Source organism: Streptomyces sp. V4I2 (assembly GCF_030817655.1).
In the GTDB taxonomy this organism is placed as follows: Bacteria; Actinomycetota; Actinomycetes; order Streptomycetales; family Streptomycetaceae; genus Streptomyces; species Streptomyces plumbiresistens.
Window position 1 is genome coordinate 10,171,337 of the sequence record NZ_JAUSZM010000003.1, and the last position, 17,484, is coordinate 10,188,820.

The 17,484-nt window shown below is 68.5% G+C and carries 13 protein-coding genes and 1 pseudogene; 8 read left to right on the forward strand and 6 right to left on the reverse strand.

The genetic code is table 11. From position 1 onward, the window contains the following. Positions 1 to 200: 200 nt before the first annotated feature. Positions 201 to 2,798: a rifamycin-inactivating phosphotransferase gene (gene rph / locus QFZ76_RS47525; protein ID WP_307679526.1), complete on the forward strand. Its 2,598-nt coding sequence runs from the start codon at positions 201 to 203 to the stop codon at positions 2,796 to 2,798. A gap of 391 nt (positions 2,799 to 3,189) precedes the next feature. Beyond that, positions 3,190 to 4,578: a glycoside hydrolase family 43 protein gene (locus QFZ76_RS47530; RefSeq protein WP_307679527.1), complete on the forward strand. Its 1,389-nt coding sequence runs from the start codon at positions 3,190 to 3,192 to the stop codon at positions 4,576 to 4,578. A 684-nt stretch (positions 4,579 to 5,262) separates the two neighbouring features. Here QFZ76_RS47530 and QFZ76_RS47535 read toward each other — a convergent pair. Beyond that, positions 5,263 to 5,697, reverse strand: coding sequence for a DoxX family membrane protein (locus QFZ76_RS47535; protein ID WP_307680346.1), 435 nt, complete (start codon positions 5,695 to 5,697; stop codon positions 5,263 to 5,265). A gap of 88 nt (positions 5,698 to 5,785) precedes the next feature. Here QFZ76_RS47535 and QFZ76_RS47540 point away from each other — a divergent pair, with 88 nt between their 5' ends. Further along, on the forward strand, positions 5,786 to 6,463 hold the full coding sequence (locus QFZ76_RS47540) for a metalloregulator ArsR/SmtB family transcription factor (RefSeq protein WP_307680347.1): 678 nt from the start codon (positions 5,786 to 5,788) through the stop codon (positions 6,461 to 6,463). Between the two features lie 612 nt (positions 6,464 to 7,075). Here QFZ76_RS47540 and QFZ76_RS47545 read toward each other — a convergent pair. Both QFZ76_RS47545 and QFZ76_RS47550 read right to left on the reverse strand, forming a co-directional pair. Then, the gene (locus QFZ76_RS47545) at positions 7,076 to 8,188 is read right to left on the reverse strand and encodes a HAMP domain-containing sensor histidine kinase (protein ID WP_307679528.1); all 1,113 of its coding nucleotides are present in this window, start codon (positions 8,186 to 8,188) and stop codon (positions 7,076 to 7,078) included. Further along, positions 8,181 to 8,876, reverse strand: a complete 696-nt coding sequence (locus QFZ76_RS47550) for a response regulator transcription factor (protein ID WP_307679529.1) — start codon at positions 8,874 to 8,876, stop codon at positions 8,181 to 8,183. The genes QFZ76_RS47545 and QFZ76_RS47550 overlap by 8 nt, the downstream gene beginning before the upstream one ends. Positions 8,877 to 9,017: 141 nt before the next feature. Here QFZ76_RS47550 and QFZ76_RS47555 point away from each other — a divergent pair, with 141 nt between their 5' ends. The 4 genes from QFZ76_RS47555 (at position 9,018) to QFZ76_RS47570 (ending at position 13,735) form a co-directional block, all read left to right on the forward strand. After that, positions 9,018 to 9,701, forward strand: a complete 684-nt coding sequence (locus QFZ76_RS47555; RefSeq protein ID WP_307679530.1) for a M15 family metallopeptidase — start codon at positions 9,018 to 9,020, stop codon at positions 9,699 to 9,701. Between the two features lie 23 nt (positions 9,702 to 9,724). Then, a complete protein-coding gene (locus tag QFZ76_RS47560) occupies positions 9,725 to 10,822 on the forward strand; it encodes an endonuclease/exonuclease/phosphatase family protein (RefSeq protein WP_307679531.1) in 1,098 nt (365 codons plus the stop codon). 320 nt (positions 10,823 to 11,142) lie between these two features. Beyond that, positions 11,143 to 11,790, forward strand: a complete 648-nt coding sequence (locus QFZ76_RS47565) for a CatB-related O-acetyltransferase (protein ID WP_307679532.1) — start codon at positions 11,143 to 11,145, stop codon at positions 11,788 to 11,790. Between the two features lie 1,129 nt (positions 11,791 to 12,919). After that, positions 12,920 to 13,735, forward strand: a complete 816-nt coding sequence (locus QFZ76_RS47570; protein WP_307679533.1) for an SAM-dependent methyltransferase — start codon at positions 12,920 to 12,922, stop codon at positions 13,733 to 13,735. 212 nt (positions 13,736 to 13,947) lie between these two features. On the opposite strand, the gene QFZ76_RS47575 is transcribed toward QFZ76_RS47570, so the two are convergent. Next, entirely contained in the window at positions 13,948 to 14,790 is an 843-nt protein-coding gene (locus tag QFZ76_RS47575; RefSeq protein ID WP_307679534.1) for an alpha/beta fold hydrolase, read from the reverse strand. Next, positions 14,787 to 15,413: a dihydrofolate reductase family protein gene (locus QFZ76_RS47580; RefSeq protein ID WP_307679535.1), complete on the reverse strand. Its 627-nt coding sequence runs from the start codon at positions 15,411 to 15,413 to the stop codon at positions 14,787 to 14,789. The genes QFZ76_RS47575 and QFZ76_RS47580 overlap by 4 nt, the downstream gene beginning before the upstream one ends. 428 nt (positions 15,414 to 15,841) lie before the next feature. On the opposite strand from QFZ76_RS47580, the pseudogene QFZ76_RS47585 reads away from it, so the two are divergent. Continuing rightward, positions 15,842 to 16,159, forward strand: a pseudogene (locus tag QFZ76_RS47585) (hypothetical protein); the annotation flags it as partial. Positions 16,160 to 16,435: 276 nt separating this feature from the next. On the opposite strand, the gene QFZ76_RS47590 reads toward QFZ76_RS47585, so the two are convergent. After that, complete coding sequence (locus QFZ76_RS47590) at positions 16,436 to 17,452, reverse strand: DNA-directed RNA polymerase subunit alpha (protein ID WP_307679536.1); 1,017 nt, start codon at positions 17,450 to 17,452, stop codon at positions 16,436 to 16,438. Between the last annotated feature and the right edge of the window lie 32 nt (positions 17,453 to 17,484).

The window sequence follows — 17,484 nt, forward strand, 5'->3', positions numbered from 1 at the left end:
GCAGGTGCGGTTGCTGGCGCTGGCGCGGAGGCACGGAGGTGCGCGCCGCCCGCCTGGGCGGAGCGGTCGGCCGACTCGTCAGAGGGAAGGCAACCAGGGATGAGGACGTGCTCGACAAGAGGTTCGACAGAGTTGGAGGAGCCGGTGATTCGATCGGCCACCGCAGTGCAACGGAGCACGGCTGCCTCGGAGGTGTCGCAGTGATCGAGCCGTACGTGTTGGGTCTTCAAGAGGTTGACGAGACGAAGGTCGCCGTCGTTGGCGGAAAGGGCGCACACCTGGGCAGGCTGTCGCGGATCGAAGGCATCCGTGTGCCGGGTGGCTTTTGCGTGACGACGGACGCCTTCCGGCGGATCATGGAGGAAGGGCCGTCGATCGACGATCGGCTCGATCAGCTGTCGCGCCTGGACCCGGACGACCGGGAGGCGATCCGCACGCTCAGCGCGCAGATTCGCCGGACCATCGAAGGGATTGCCATCCCGGGCGATGTCGCGGCGGCGATCGCCCGCGCGCTCGCCCAGGGCGGCGAGCAAGCTGCCTACGCCGTCCGATCCAGCGCGACGGCAGAGGACCTGCCGACGGCCTCCTTCGCCGGCCAGCACGACTCGTATCTGAACGTCGTGGGGCCGACGGCGATCCTGCAGCAGGTCAGCCGGTGCTGGGCCTCGCTGTTCACCGAGCGGGCCGTGACCTACCGCCGGCGAAACGGCATCGACCACCGTACGGTCCACATGGCCGTGGTCGTGCAGCAGATGGTGTTCCCGCAGGCTGCCGGCATCCTGTTCACCGCCGACCCCGTCACGGGCAACCGGAAGGTCGCCACCGTGGACGCCGGGTTCGGGCTCGGCGAGGCTCTGGTCTCCGGCCTGGTGAATCCGGACGTCTTCAAGGTGCGAGACGGCGAAGTCGTCGCCAAGGCGATCGCCGCCAAACAGCGTGCCGTTCACGCCCTGCCGGCCGGCGGTACGCGGGAAGTGGCGGTCGACTCGCACCGGCAGGAGCAGCCGGCGCTGACGGATGCGCAGGTCGTGCGGCTCGCGCAGCTCGGGCGGCGGATCGAAGCGCACTTCGGTCGCCCGCAGGACATCGAATGGTGCCTGGTCGACGATGGCTTCCAGATCGTTCAGAGCCGGCCGATCACGACGCTGTTCCCCGTCCCCAAGACAGGTGACCAGGAGAATCACGTCTACGTCTCCGTTGGTCACGGGCAGATGATGACCGACCCCATGAAGCCTCTGGGGCTCTCCGTGTGGCAGCTGACGGCCATGGTGCCGATGCACGAGGCCGGCGGGAGGCTGTTCGTCGACGTCACCCGGCGCCTGGCCTCGCCCGCGAGCCGCGCCGGCCTCCTGGACGCCATGGGAAGAGGCGATCCCCTGATCAGGGACGCTCTGGAGACCGTCCTCGACCGCGACGATTTCGTCCCGTCGCTCCCGGACACGGGTCCCGGCGCGCCGTCGGCCGGCGATGCGTCCGCCCCGATCGAGACCGATCCGGCCATCGTCACCGAGCTGATGGAGCGCAGCCAGGCGTCCATCGCCGCCTTGGAGCGCGACATCCGGACGAAGACCGGACCGGCGCTGTTCGACTTCCTGCTGGAAGCATTCGAGGAGCACAAGCGGGTCCTCGGTGATCCGCTGAACCTTCAGGCGATCATGGCGGGGATGGAGGCCACGTGGTGGCTCAACGACAAGCTGCTGGAGTGGCTGGGCGAGAAGAACGCGGCTGACACGCTCACCCTGTCCGCCCCCGGCAACGTCACCTCCGAGATGGGACTGGCGCTGCTCGACGTCGCGGATGTGATCCGCCCGCATGCGGAGGTGGTGGCATTCCTGCAGGGCGTCGAGGGGGAGGGCTTCCTGGACGAGCTGGCGAAGCTCGCGGGCGGGACCGAAGCGCGCGACGCCATCGAGAGCTACCTCGACCGGTATGGCATGCGCTGCGTCGGCGAGATCGACATCACGAGGCCACGTTGGCGCGAGCGCCCCACCACGCTCGTGCCCGTGATCCTCGACAACGTCAGGAACTTCGAGCCGGGTGCCGCCCAGCGGCGTTTCGAGCAAGGGCGGCAGAAGGCGCGGAAGAAGGAACAGGACGTGCTGTCACGCTTGCGGGCTCTGCCGGACGGGGAGCAGAAGGCCGACGAGACCAAGCGGATGATCGACCGGGTCCGAACCTTCATCGGGTACCGGGAGTACCCGAAGTACGCCATCGTCAGCCGCTACTTCGTCTACAAGCAGGCCCTGCTGGAGGAGGCCGAGCGTCTCGTGCAGGCCAACGTGCTTCCTGAGAAGGAGGACATCTTCCACCTCACCTTCCAGGAACTCCACGACGTCGTGCGCTCGAACCAGGTGGATGACCAGCTCGTCCAGCAGCGCAAGGAGGCGTTCCGGGCCTATCACGCGCTCACACCGCCCCGGGTGCTCACCTCGGACGGTGAGGCCGTCACCGGGGCGTACCGGCGCGACGACGTGCCGGCCGGGGCCCTGATCGGCCTGCCGGTTTCCGCCGGGACCATCGAGGGACGGGCCCGCGTCATCCTTGACATGGCGGAGGCCGATCTCGAAGCGGGCGACATCCTGGTCACGACGTCCACGGACCCCAGCTGGTCGCCGCTGTTCGTCGGAATCGCGGGCCTGGTGACGGAGGTTGGCGGTCTGATGACCCATGGCGCAGTGATCGCCCGGGAGTACGGCTTGCCGGCCGTCGTGGGCGTGGAGCACGCCTCGCGGCTGATCCGGGACGGGCAGCGGATCCGCGTGCACGGAACCGACGGGTACGTCGAGATCCTGCCTTGACCGACCACACCGAGCAGCCTGATCCGTAGCTTCCCGACCAAACTGGCTCCTCGTCAGCGGGCGCCGTCGGCTGGGTCGCCCTGGCGAGCAGCAGGCGTCCGCGCGCCCCGGGCCGGATCGGGCTGCGCCGCCTCATCCTGAGGTCGCCGTGGCGCATCGTTCCCACACCGCACTCTTCACCAAGTGCCTTCACTGCCGCGTTTTCCGGCAGGGGCACGCGCGTTAGGGGAGATACAGGAATCACAAAGATTGGACAGAGTGATTGACGCGCTCATGGCGTGACTCTACCTTCTGACCGACTCCCCGAACTCCGTTCGGTATATCGACCAAAACTGTCAGTTTCTCCGACTGATCGTCACCTTGAGGGCACCGCACACCCCTTGGAGCGCGCATGACTCCCCGCCCCGCCCCCTCCCGCCGTCACTTCCTCGGCATGGCCACCGCCACGCCTCTGGCCGTGACCGGCGCCCTGACCCTCGGTGCCGGCACCGCGTACGCCGCCGACTCGGCGTACGTGATGTGCTACTTCACCGAGTCGACCAGCCTTGGCGAGGGGACCGACTACGGCCTCCATCTCGCCGTCAGCAAGGACTCGCTGAACTGGACGCCGCTCAACCAGAACAACCCGGTGGTCACCCCCACCGCCGGCGCGCTGGGCCTGCGCGACCCGTTCATCCTGCGCAAGCAGGACGGCACCTTCGTGGTCCTCGCCACCGACCTCAAGGGCACCGACTGGAACTACGTCAGCCAGTACATCCATGTGTGGGACTCGGCCGACCTGCGCACCTTCACCGGCTACCGGCGGCTGAAGCTGCACGACATGAACACGCACAGCTGGGCGCCCGAGGCGTTCTGGGACGCGGGCCGCGGCCAGTACGCGATCATCTACTCCGCCGTCAACAGCAGTGGCCACAACGTCATCATGGTCAACTACACGACCGACTTCCTCACCGCCTCCGCTCCCCAGGTCTTCTTCGACCCCGGCTACGACGTGATCGACGGCGACATGGCCGTCGGCGTCAACGGCGTCAACTACCTGTACTTCAAGAAGAACCAGACGCTCGTCGGGGCACGATCCACCTCCCTCGACCCGGGCAGCTTCAAGGAGTTCACCACGGGCGTCGCCCACGGCGGCACCGAGGCCCCGACCCTCGTCAAGTCTCTGACGTCCAGCACCTGGTACCTGTGGGGCGACACCTACACCCCCAACGGCGTCTTCTACGCCTGGCAGTCCACCGACCTCGCCTCGGGCACCTGGACCGCCCTCGACCAGAAGACCTACACCCAGCCCCTGAACTCCAAGCACTGCGGCATCGCGACCATCACCACGGCCCAGTACGACAACCTCATCACCAAGTGGGGCGCGCCGGCCTGGAACCGCCTGAAGTCCTACAACCTTCCGGCCCGTTACATCCGCCACTCCAACTACATCGGCCGCATCGACGAGTACCCCATCGACCCGCCCTCCGACTCCCAGTGGAAGCTCGTCCCCGGTCTCGCCGACCCCGCCGGCGTCTCGTTCCAGTCGGTCAAGTTCCCGACGCGGTACCTGCGCCACTACAACTACCAGCTCCAACTCGACGTCAACGACGGCACGTCGACGTTCTCGGCGGACGCGACCTTCTACCGCACGGCGGGCCTGGCGGACGCGAGTTGGGCGTCGTTCCGGTCGTACAACTACTCGACCCGGTACATCCGCCACTCGAACTACGTGCTGCGCATCGACCCGATCTCCACGACCACGGAGCGGCAGGACGCCACTTTCCGCGTCGGATACTGACGAGGGAGGACACCCGTATGGCGCACGGTTCCGTACGAGGGTGAGCCAGACGTGTCACCCTGCGGGTCGTCGCCTTGGCCCTCGGCCTGGCAGGCCTGACGGCGGTAGCCGGCCACGAGTCGTCGGCACCGCTGTCCGCCGAGCCGGCCGCGGTCAGCACCACGCAGGCAGCCGTCAGCCCGCCGCCGATGGCCTGGACGTCCTGGAACAGCTTCGCCCGCAGCATCGACTACGAGGCCATCAAGCAGCAGACGGACGCCCTGGTCTCCTCCGGCATGGCGGCAGCGGGCTACCAGTACGTCGATCTCGACGACGGCTGGTGGCAGGGCGTCCGCAACGCCGACGGCAGCCTCGGTGAGTTCACCGTGACTCCGGCGCGGCGCACTGCTGTATTGAGAGTCCGCCGGCAACGAAGGCCGCGCCGCGCCGGCGCTGCTCTCTGGCGCGCGCCGGGAGACCGAGGACCTGGCACGAGGTCTGCGCCTGGTGGTGATGCGGCGGGGCCTCGACACGTCAGGCGGACCCGAAGCGGTCCGCGGGCCCCTGGCCCACTGACGACGTGTTCCGGCACCGACGCAGGCCGAGACAACAGAGCTTTCCGCTCAGGCTTGCGTCTACGAGCCATGGCGGGTGGCACCCATGGGAGACCACCCGCCGGAGGCGTTCACAGTGCGCCGTACCTGTTCAGTGCTGCCGCTTGCCGTGGTAGCGCTCGGCGAGGCGCGCGAGTGCGACGGCGCCGAGGAGCAGGCCGAAGTCGCGCAGTGCGATGTCGTAGTAGTCGGGGATGGTCAGCAGGTTGACGATGATGCCCGCCAGCCACCCGGCCACCAGCCAGGCTCCGAAGCGGGGCGCGAGGGCTACGGCGATGCCTGCCGCGATCTCGATCGCGCCCACCGCGTACATGGCCGCCTGGGCGCTGCCGGGGACGAAGTCGTTGATCCACGGCGCGAGGTACATGGGCCAGTCCACGAGCAGGTTGGCGAACTTGTCCAGCCCGAAGAGGATCGGCGCCACCGTGAAGGCGGTGCGCAGGACCAGGAACGCCTGGTAGCCGGGGTCGGCGAGCAGCGCACGCCGCGGGGCGGCGGACGTCGTGCTGGTGTTTGCGGAGGACAACATGGCGGCCTCTCCTTCTATTGACAGCTTTCATTAACTATAGAAGCGCGGAAGTTTTCTTTAGTCAATGGCCGTGGGTTTTACACTGGTGTTCGTGGACATCCCGAACGAAGTACGCGACGCCGACCTCTCCGCCATCGCTGCTCTGGATGAGCCGACGCGCAGGCGCCTGTACGACCACGTGGTGCGCCAGTCGGGGCCCGTCGGCCGAGACGAGGCAGCCGCCGCCCTGGGCCTGGCGCGGCAGACTGCGGCGTTCCACCTCGACCGGCTCGCCGATGAGTCCCTGCTGGACGTGGTCTACGAACGACGCAGCGGCCGTACCGGGCCGGGGGCGGGCAGGCCGGCAAAGCTGTATCGGCGCTCGTCGAAGCAGATCGCGGTCAGTCTGCCCGACCGCCGGTACGAACTGGCCGGGCGGCTCCTCGCACAGGCCGTGGAGGAATCCGGCGCAACCGGTGAACCGGTGACGGAGGTTCTGCACCGCAAGGCAGAAGAACTCGGCACACACCTGGGTGGGCAGAACAGCGCACGCCTCTTCGACCTGCTGGAGCGGTACGGGTTCGAGCCACGGCACGAGGAAGGCACCGTTGTGCTGGCCAACTGCCCCTTCCACGCCCTGGCCCGTGAGCACACGCAGACCGTGTGCGGTATGAACCTGCACCTGCTGCGCGGGGTTCTTCACGGGCTGGGCGAGTCCGGATACACGGCCTGCCTGGTGCCGAGCCCAGGCCGGTGCTGTGTCCGGCTGGAGCCCGTCACCTGATCACCTCGGGCGCCCTCACTGCATCCCGTGCGCACTGGCGCCGGCCCGGCCAGTCCGTCCGCCGTCCGCTGGCCGCTGTCCGCGCGGAGCACGGTCCGGCCTGGCAAGACCGTGTGCCTCGCGGGCGATCCCGGTCAGGGACTGTCCGATCTTGGCGTGGAATTTCCTGGGCCAATGAGGCGGCGTTCGGACTCTGCGCGGTCAGGCACGGGCGGCGCTGGTGGCGCGTTCGGCTTCCATCCTGGTCCTGGTCTTCTCACACCGCCACCGCTGACATGTCCGGCCCCGCGCCCCCTTGTGGGCAACCTGCTCTACCAGCTCGCGGTCGGCGGCATGCTCGGCGTATGGTCCCTGGCGCGCGCCGGGAGACCGAGACGGTCGGCGCCGTGGCAGTGCTGGCGATCCCCGGCTCACGTACGTCAGGCGGTAGACGCCGGTGCCCTCGGCGAACGCGGCAATCGCCTGCAAGTTGGCCGCCTCGACCGACCCCAGTCTCGCTGATCGCGTCCTGAGTGCCGATGTAACTGCCGTGTTCGTCGCGGTCTGTCGGGTCGTACTTGGTGAGCGGTGAGCCGGTGAACGAAGGCGGCGCATTGCTCCCGTGGTCGTTGACTACCTGTCGGTATGAGCGGATACCGCGGGGAGTTCCACGGTGATGCGGATCCCACCGGCAGGGCGCGGGGTGAGGGTGAGTGTTCCGTCGTGTGCGTGCGTGATGGTTCTGACGATGGTCAGGCCGAGGCCGACGCCTGCCTGGTCGGTGTGGATGCGTTCGGTGCCGCGCTGGAACGGTTCGGTGAGGGGCGAGACCTGCTGTGGGGTGAGCTGCCCGCCGGTGTTTTCGACAGTGAGCACCGCGGTCTTGGACTGGACGCCGGTGTGGACCCACACGGTGCCCTGTTCAGGCAGGTTGTGGACGATCGCGTTGTGTACGAGGTTCGTGGTCAGCTGCAGCAGGAGCGCCGGCGATCCGATCGTGGGGGTGATGTCGCCGCTGGTCTCGATGGTGACGCCATGTTTTTCCGCGAGGGGGAGGAGTGTTTCGGTGGCTTCTTCCGCCAGGAGGGACAGGTCGACGTGGTCGCGGGTGAAGGACCGTTGGTCGGCGCGGCTGAGCAGGAGCAGCGTCTCGGTGAGGGCGATCGCCCGGGTGTTGACGGCGTGCAGGCGGTCGATGAGTTCGCCGGTGTCGCGGTTCGGATCGGTGCGGGCCACATCGAGAAGGGCCTTCGAGATCGCCAACGGGGTGCGCAGCTCATGAGAGGCGTTGGCCGCGAATCGCTGCTGTTCGGCGACATGTGCTTCAAGCCGTACCAGCATCGTGTCGAAGGCGTCAGCGAGTTCCCGGAACTCGTCCTTGCGGCCCGGCAGCCGGATCCGGTGGGAGAGCGATCCGTTCGTGGCCAGACGGGTGGCCTCGGTGATGCGGGTCAGCGGGGCGAGCATGCGGCCGGCGAGGACCCACCCTCCCACGAGGCCGAACACCAGCAGGAACGCCAGTACTGCGGCTGCCCTCGGAGCGAAAACGTCCAGGAGGGCGGAGCGGACGGGAAAAACACCATTCCCGGGCAGGTCATCGGGGTTGATGAGCATCGCACGGTCGGGGACATAACGCAGGAGGAACAACCACACCGCGGCGAGCAGCAAGGCACCGGCAACCATGAGGAACCCGGCGTAGCTGAGGGTGAGTTTGAGGCGGACACTCAAACCAGGGGCTCTATCCACGGTCTTCTCCCTCACGTCCGGTGCCGGGCGCTGTGTCGATGCGGTAGCCGACACCGGCCACGGTGGCGATGATCCAGGGTTCGCCGAGACGCTTGCGCAGTGCCGAGACGGTGATGCGCACGGCGTTGGTGAACGGGTCGGCGTTCTCGTCCCACGCGCGTTCCAGGAGTTCTTCGGCGCTGACGACACCGCCTTCGGCGGCGACGAGGACTTCGAGCACGGCGAACTGTTTCCGGGTGAGCGCGACGTAGCGGTCGTCGCGGTAGACCTCTCTGCGGAACGGATCCAGCCGCAGGCCTGCGATCTCTCGCACGGGTGGTCTGTTGTGGGCGCGCCTGCGGTCGAGCGCCCTGAGCCGCATGACGAGCTCTCGAAGCTCGAACGGTTTGGTGAGGTAGTCGTCGGCACCGAGTTCGAACCCGGTGGCCTTGTCGTCGAGACGGTCGGCGGCGGTGAGCATGAGGATCGGCATGCCGCTGCCGGAGGCGACGATGCGTTGGGCGACCTCGTCACCTGAGGGCCCGGGAACGTCGCGGTCGAGGACGGCGATGTCGTAGGCGTTGATGCTCAGCAGTTCCAGAGCGGTGCCGCCGTCACCTGCGATGTCGGCGGCGATCGCTTCCAGGCGTAGACCATCGCGGATGGCTTCTGCCAGATAGAGCTCGTCCTCGACGATCAACACACGCATGTCATCAAGGCTACGAGTCGGCGCATATCGTCGACATATCGAAAACCGCATACGTGCCGGCAACACCGCGCTGCCTTGACTGGCGGTATGAGTCGAACCCCACCCTCAGCACGAACAACGACCCGCCGGGTTCGCCGGCTGATGGTCGTCGGTCTGCTGGTCGTCTCAGCAGTGATCGCCGCAGTCCTCGGCTACCGGGCGCCGCAGTCCTCGTCTCCTTCTTCGTCTTCCCTGCCTTCTTTGTCCTTATTGCCTTCCTTGCCCTTCTTGCCCTTCTTGCCTTCCTTGCCGTCTTCGTCGCCTTCGAGTCCCTCGGCCGCAGCACCCTCGCATGCACCTCGGAGTGAACACCGTGGTGCGCTCGGTGCGTTCGGTGCGGCCGACGGTGTCGTTCCCGATGGCGTGACGGTCTTCGACGACGCGATTCCGGCTGTGGCCAACCTCGATCCAGGTCTGCTCAAGGCCCTCCGCCAGGCTGCGACGGCTGCCGCGGACGACGGAGTCGAGTTCTACGTCAACAGCGGCTGGCGTTCCCCGGAGTACCAGGAGGAGCTTCTTCGTGAGGCGGTCTTCAGGTACGGGTCGGACGAGGAGGCCGCCCGATGGGTGGCCACCGCGACGACGTCTCCTCACGTGTCGGGGGACGCGGTCGACATAGGGAAATCCGATGCGACGGAGTGGCTGTCCGAGCACGGTGCCGAGTACGGGCTGTGCCAGATCTACGAGAACGAACCCTGGCACTACGAATTGCGCGCCGATGCGATCGACCGTCGTTGCCCGCGCATGTATGCCGACCCCACCCAGGACCCGAGAATGCAGCAGTGACCGGCAGTGAGCGAGGACAGACGATGACGCAGGTGGACGCGGCGGACTCGGCGGGCACGACGGAGACCGGACGGGACGGCTCCGGCCGCTGGGGAGCCGGCTCCGGTGCCTGGCGCGCGGGCATCCGCCGGGCGATCCGCACCGGCTTCCGGTCGGGGCCCTGGAAGCGGGGCCCGGTGCTCGCGGCGCTGGCCCTACTGCTGGGCCTGCTCATGCTGCTGCACGCGAAGATCCCGAACCGGGTCGGGAACCTCGGCAGCCTCGTGGAGACCTTCCTGCCGTGGTTCGGCCTGTTCGTCCCGGTGCTCCTTGCCGGGGCACTGTTGCGCCGCTCCGCCTCCGCGGTGGCCGCGCTGCTGCTGCCGGTCATGGTGTGGCTGAACCTCTTCGGCGGGCTGCTCAGCGACAAGTCCCACCCGGGCAGCGACCTCACGGTGGCCAGCCACAACGTCGGTGCCGACAACCCCGACCCGGCCGGCACCGCCCGCGACCTGGCCGCCTCCGGCGCGGACGTGCTGGCCCTGCAGGAGATGACCGAGCAGGCCCGGGGCACGTACGAGAAGGGCCTGGCGAAGGCGTACCCGTACCACACGGTGCAGGGCACGGTCGGGCTGTGGAGCAAGCTGCCGCTGTCGGACACCCAGCCGGTCGACATCAAACAGGACGTCGGGCCGCTGGCGGACACCAAGCCGGCCGACGTCAAGATGGCAGACAACCGGGCGCTGCGCACCACGGTGGCCACGGACCAGGGTCCGCTGGCGGTGTATGTGGCCCACCTGGGGTCCGCACGGGTGACTCCCAGGACGGGCTTCTGGACGGACTCGCGGGACAGAAACGCGCAGGCGCTCGGCAAGGCAATCGCCGCCGAACAGAATGAGCGCGTGGTGCTGCTCGGCGACCTGAACGGCACCATGGACGACCGCGCGTTCGCCGACATCGCCTCGCAGCTGCGCTCTGCCCAGGACGCGGCCGGGGACGGCTTCGGCTTCAGCTGGCCGGCCAAGTTCCCGGTGGTGCGGATCGACCAGATCCTGGTCCGCGGCGTGAAGCCGGAGAGCGCGTGGTCGCTGCCGGCCACGGGGAGTGACCACCTGCCGGTGGCGGCCGGAATCAGCTGGTGAACCCCGTCAGTCGGGCCTCGGGCATGGCGGGTATGTGTGGGGGACCGGCGGCCGGTTGATGTGGTGGTGGGTGACCTGGACGCGGGCACCGGCCTGGCGCATGCGGTAGCCGACGGCGGGTGCGCGGTGCCTCCTCAGTGATCGCGCAGGACCGCGGCGGAGTGGGCGGGTCATCGATGCGGGTGTGCGACGGTGCGCTCCCCTGTCGCCTCTCGCGACGGCGGTGAGGGCGCCGTCGCGGAAAATGCGGTGGCGACGCCGGGGCGCAGGTTGCGATCATGGGCACAAGCAGTCTGCGACGTGTGAGGAAGCCGACCGTGATGCCAGCTGTTCCTGCCGATCCGACCGTGGTGCACCCGATGCCCGACCAACCTCGGGTCGTCCTGCTCAAACCACTGGTCACATCGCCGCTGATCGAGGTGGGAGACTTCTCCTACTACGACGATCCGGACGACCCGACCGCGTTCGAGACCCGCAACGTGCTGTACCACTACGGGCCGGAGAAGCTGGTCATCGGCAAATTCTGCGCGCTGGGCGAGGGCGTGCGCTTCATCATGAACGGTGCCAACCACCGTATGGATGGTCCCTCGACGTTCCCCTTCCCGATCATGGGCGGCTCCTGGGCTGACCATTTCGACCTGATCACAGCCCTGCCCGGCCGCGGTGACACCGTGGTCGGCAACGACGTCTGGTTCGGATACCGGGCCATGGTGATGCCCGGCGTCCGCATCGGCCACGGAGCGGTCATCGCCTCCGGCTCCGTCGTTGTCGACGACGTCCCCGACTACGGCATCGTCGGCGGCAACCCCGCCAGACTCATCCGCAGTCGCTTCGGCGACGAAGACATCGCCCGCCTTCTGGCGGTCGCCTGGTGGGACTGGCCGGCCCCATACATCACCGAGCACATCCGCACGATCATGTCCGGCAGTATCGAGGATCTGGAAGCCGCGGCCCCGGAGTCGCAGTAGACCGGCCCCGCCTCAGCGCCGTCGAGCCTCGTGAACATCGCCTGACAGAGAGGATCATGGCGCCGTTGAGGACGGTAGTCGTGCGTGCGCCGCTCGGGCATGCCCGGCATTGCGGATCTCGGGTGGGCGCAGGCTGCGCAGGCAGCGGCAGTATCCGAGAAAACCCCGTCTGCTTCTTCTTCGACTTGATGTGGCTGTAGAGCTTGTCCTTGGCCAGGTCGTGGTGGCGAACAGGCGCCGGACCCCGTGCGGCCGGGTGTAGGTCGCTCGGTGGCGGGGCCGGGGCTCGCGGTCGGAGGCCATGCGCTTCCTACCGAGCGCGCCCCACTGTCGGCTGGGGCGGGGCGGGGCAGGGATGGAGATGCGCCAGGTCGAACGTTGGTTGATGCGGACGCCCGGCCTGTCTCCCTGGCCGCCAACGACATCCGCAACAACGGTCCCCAGCTCTGGACGAGACCGCGGTGTGGTTCTGTCCGAAGGGCTGACGAGCTACGCATGCGCTCGCCTCCCAGAACGGTGAAGCCACCCGTCACGCCTGCTGCTACGTCAGCTTGTTTCCATGGCACGGCGGCCAAGGCCGTGGACAAGCCCGTCTCTCCACAGGCCACCCCGTCTCTAGGGCCCTCGGACCAGGATTCGGTGTGGTGCGCCGAGTACCGCTTCTTCAGCATCAGCGGCTCCTCCAAGCCGCATTCTCACGCGGCCGACGCCTGGGCCGGCCTCGGGTCCTCGTCGACGCATCCCTGCGCCACGCGATAGATCGCTTCTTCGGATGCCTCCACCACTTTCACTGGCGCAGACCGGGCAGAAGTTCGATCCCGGCAAGGCATTTCCCGCCGCGTCGACGGCGCCAGTGACCCTCGCGGCTTGATTGGTGGTGGCCGAGTTTCCGTGGCGGCTACGCCCTGCGTGTCGTCGGCCCTTACCTCGTTGAGTGAATTTCAGCCCTCCATGACCAGCGCTGCTGAGCGCCTGTGCGCTTGATCGGCGGAACGGCTCGGGTGGGTCGGGGACCGGACGTCGCTGACCGACGAGCCGGAAAACCTGAACTAGTGGGCATACGCCGGGTGTTCGGACGTAGGTTGTGCCGTGAATGATCCACGCCTCGGTTGAAGGACGGACGCGAGCTATGACCGACCCTGTGACGACGCCCGAACCAGCGAAGCATCAGAAGATCGACACGTCGGTTCCGCACTCCGCCCGTATCTGGAACTACTGGCTCGGCGGTAAGGACAACTATCCCGTCGACGAGGAGGCCGGTGACGCGTACACGGCAGTCTTCCCCGGCATCGTCACCATCGCCCGCTGCAGCCGTGCCTTCCTGCGCCGCAACATCACGTATCTCGTGTCCGAGGCGGGCATCCGGCAATTCCTGGACATCGGCACCGGCCTTCCGACCGCTCAGAACACCCACGAGGTCGCTCAGGGGCTCGCCCCCGAGACGCGGATCGTCTACGTCGACAACGATCCGATGGTCCTCGCCCACGCCCGCACCCTGCTGTACTCCAGCCACGAGGGCGCGACCGCCTACATCGACGCCAACGTGACGGACCCGGACCGCATCATCGCGGCCGCCGCCGAGGCACTGGACTTCGGCCGCCCCACCGCGCTGATCCTCAGCAACATCCTGGGCCACGTCGCCGACTACGATCAGGCCCGCTCCATTGTCACCCGGCTGATGGACGCCCTGCCCTCGGGCAGTTACCTCTCCATCAACGACGGGTCACGCGGCATCGACCCCGTCTTCGAGCAGGCCCAGGACGCCTACAACAACAGCGGCGCCGTCCCGTACATCCTGCGCACCGTCGACGAGATCACCACGTACTTCGACGGCTTGGAACTCCTCGAACCCGGCGTCGTCTCGGTAACGCAGTGGCGCCCGGAGCCCGGTTCGCCCACCCCGGAGGTCATCGCCGAGCACGGCGGACTCGCCCGGAAGGCGTAATGGACACCGGGAGTGGAGCCGTTGCCGTACGGCAGCCACTCAGGTCGATGGAGACCACGGCCGCGGCCTTGTAGATCCGCTGATCAGGGACGTCGGTGGACTGTTCCGTGGAGCCGGTCATCCGCGGGCGCCGATCGCGGGCGCACGGCCGGGTCGTGCCTCCGACGCCCGCTGCCGCGCGGATGCCATACCCGCGCGGCATGCGCCGCCCTCTACCCGAGCGCGAGCATCGCATCGGCGACCTCGTCGACCGCCGCATCGGGGATCGCGGTGGCGGCCTCCTTGAGGACGAGCAGCCGCGCCCCGGGGATCTCGCGCGCGATCGCCTCGCCGTTGCCGACGGGGAAGAACCGATCGCGGCGGCCGTGGACGACGAGCGTGGGGGTCTCGATCTCGGGCAGGCGCTCGCGCCAGCGGGGTTTGCAGTCGAGCCTGGAAAACACCATGCCCAGCTGGTTGGCCATCTGGACTGGGGGCGCGGTGCCGGGCGTGCGGTCCCAGATGCGCGCGGCGATCGCGCGTGCGGCGACGGGGTCGTCGCCGAGGATCTCCGCGCCGGCGGCGGCGAACTCCGCCACCGCCTCGCGGTCGGTCCAGTCGGGCATCGGATGCGCGAACAGCCGGCTCATCGTCGCCTGGTCATGGTCGGGGAGGTCGTCGTCGGGCGGGCCGGGCGCAACCGCGCGGGTGCCGGCCAGGGTGAGCGCCGAGAACGAGCCCGGATGGTCGAGCACGGCCACCTGGGCGACCATCCCACCGACGCCGATCCCCGCGAGGTGCGCGGGCCCGCCGCCGAGCGCGTCAGCAAGGGCCGCCGCGTCGGCGGCGAGGTCGCGCAGGGTGTAGGCGGGCGCCTGCGGGTCCGCCGTCGTCGACTCTCCGCTGTCGCGCAAGTCGTAGCGCACCACGCGGCGCCCACCGGCGGCGAGGCGCTCGCACAGCGCGTCGGGCCAGGAGAGCATCGTCGTCCCGCCCGCGAGCAGGACGAGTGGCGCGTCGTCGTCACCGAACGACTCGATGCCCAAGGCGATCTCATTGACGTTGACGGTGGTCATCGGATCACCGGGAGGACGTCGTAGGTCAGGTGCGTCGCGGTCGATGTCGAGGTCACGCTCTGCTGCACCAGTGTGCGTGGCGCTCCGCCGGTGAACAGTGGCGTCCCGGCACCCAGCACGACGGGCGCGAGGTGCAGCGTCAGCGCGTCGACCAGCCCGGCGTCGATCGCCGAGCCGATCGTGGCGCCGCCGCCCATGAGGACGACGTCGAGATCCTTGCCGCTGTCCGACGACGCCGTCTCGGCGCGCTCGCGCGCTGCGGTGACGGCGTCGGGCAGACCGGTGGTGACGAACGTCCAGTCGAGGTCGGTGAGCCGCACCGACTCCGGTGGCGAGCTCGTCACGACGACGAACGCGGGCTTGCCGACCTCGCCGGCGCCGTAGCCGGTCTTGTCGTCCCATCCCTTCGGCCCGTCGACCACGTCGAAGAGGTGGCGGCCGAGGACGACGGCGCCCGAACGGGCGGTCGCCTCGCGCAGGACCCGGCGGTCGTCGGGGTCGTCGGAAAACGCCCAGGTGTGCAGGGCCTCGCCGCCGGTGCCCAGACCGTTGTCCGGGCCGGGGTCGGGCCCGGTGACGAAGCCGTCGAGGGAGACCGAGATGTCAGCGATGATTCGAGTCATGCCAGGGCAGACCCGTTCCGCCGCCCGAACTCATCGCTCACGCATGCAGCATGTGCCGACAGTGAACCCGATAGCACGACGCCCGAAGCGGGACGCTGGACGTACAGCGGACGGTCGCCCCTCCCGGAGTACCTCAGAGGCGCATACGCACAGGTCAGAGGGTCCTCTGCCGCAACGATCCTGCATTCCCCTCCGCGAGCCGCTCCGCGAGCCGCGAGGTTACGAATCCGAGAGGGATCGGAAGCAGGCCACCGCGACCTCGAGTGCCGCGCCGCGTTCAGCGCGCGCGAGGTCGCCGATGGCGCGCCAGTCCTTCGATCTCGCCGAGCCAGCCCTCTGCCTGGGCCCGCTGCTGCGGGCTACGAGGCTGTCGCGGATCTCGACCAAGCGGAGCTGTTGGGCTGGTTCGCGGCGAAGCAGGGAGCAGGTGCACGTACTTCTCCGCTGTGCTCCTGGTCGGCTTGGTCCTCAACGCCACGCTCGACTGGTCCTGGGCCGATCCCGTCGCTGCCCTGTTCATCGCGGCCATCGCGGTCAAGGAAGGCCGCGACGCCTGGCAGGGCACGGGCTGCTGCACCCCGGCCGCCGCAACGGGTTCGGCTGCCGACGCCGGGGCGCCCGGGGCGGGGGTCCCGCCCCGGGCGCCGGCCCGACCGCCGACACTGGGTCATCGCGTGGCGCAGTGTCGGCCGGTCCGAGGCCCGCACACCACGCTGTCCCCAGCTTCTCTGCGGTCGGGCCTCTGACGTACGCCCCCGAGTGGTCGATGCCGACCGAGGTCGCCTCGCGTCAGATCAGCCGTGTGACGAGCACAGCAGGCAAGGCCGGAAGCCGGCGACCGTACGCTGGCCGAGCAGCGGACCGCACGTGAAGTGGCGGAGCTGCGCCGCGTTGTCGCCGGCTGCCTTCCTCCCGGGTTGTGCGTGGGCGCGGATCCGGCCGACGTCGCCCAGCGGGCAGGGAACAGCGTGGATGTTCTCCTGTCTCCGCTCAGGTGTCGCTAGACCGGCGCAGCGCAGTGTTCAGTATTGCTCGGTCTCCACGAAGCCCGCGTCCACGTCGTCGTCCGCACCGAGTGCGGCGGCGGTCGGATCGAATCCGGGCGGGCTGTCCTTGAGGCCCAGGCCCATACCGGCGAGCTTCGCCTTGACCTCGTCGATCGACTTCGCACCGAAGTTGCGGATGTCGAGCAGGTCGGCCTCGGAACGCGCCACGAGCTCACCCACGGAGTGGACGCCCTCGCGCTTGAGGCAGTTGTACGAACGGACGGTGAGGTCGAGGTCCTCGATCGGCAGAACCAGGTCGGCGGCAAGGGCGGCGTCCGTGGGGGACGGGCCCATGTCGATGCCCTCGGCGTCGATGTTGAGCTCACGGGCCAGACCGAACAGCTCGACCAGGGTCTTGCCGGCCGACGCCATGGCGTCACGCGGACGCATGGCCTGCTTGGTCTCGACGTCGACGATCAGCTTGTCGAAGTCGGTGCGCTGCTCGACACGGGTCGCCTCGACCTTGTAGGTGACCTTGAGAACCGGCGAGTAGATCGAGTCGACCGGGATACGGCCGATCTCCTGACCGACCTGCTTGTTCTGCACGGCGGAGACGTAACCGCGGCCACGCTCGACCGTCAGTTCCATCTCCAGCTTGCCCTTGCCGTTGAGCGTGGCGAGGACGAGGTCGGGGTTGTGCACCTCGACACCGGCCGGGGGCGCGATGTCGGCGGCGGTGACCAGACCCGGACCCTGCTTGCGCAGGTACATCACGACCGGCTCGTCGTGCTCCGAGGAGACGACCAGCTGCTTGATGTTGAGGATCAGGTCGGTGACGTCCTCCTTGACGCCCGGCACGGTGGTGAACTCGTGCAGAACGCCGTCGACGCGGATGGACGTGACCGCCGCACCCGGGATCGAGGAGAGGAGCGTACGACGCAGGGAGTTGCCGAGGGTGTAGCCGAAGCCCGGCTCCAGCGGCTCGATCACGAACCGGGAGCGGAACTCGTCGACGACCTCTTCGGTCAAGGACGGACGCTGAGCAATCAGCACGGGGTGTTGCCTCCAGTGGTTTGGCGCCCGCT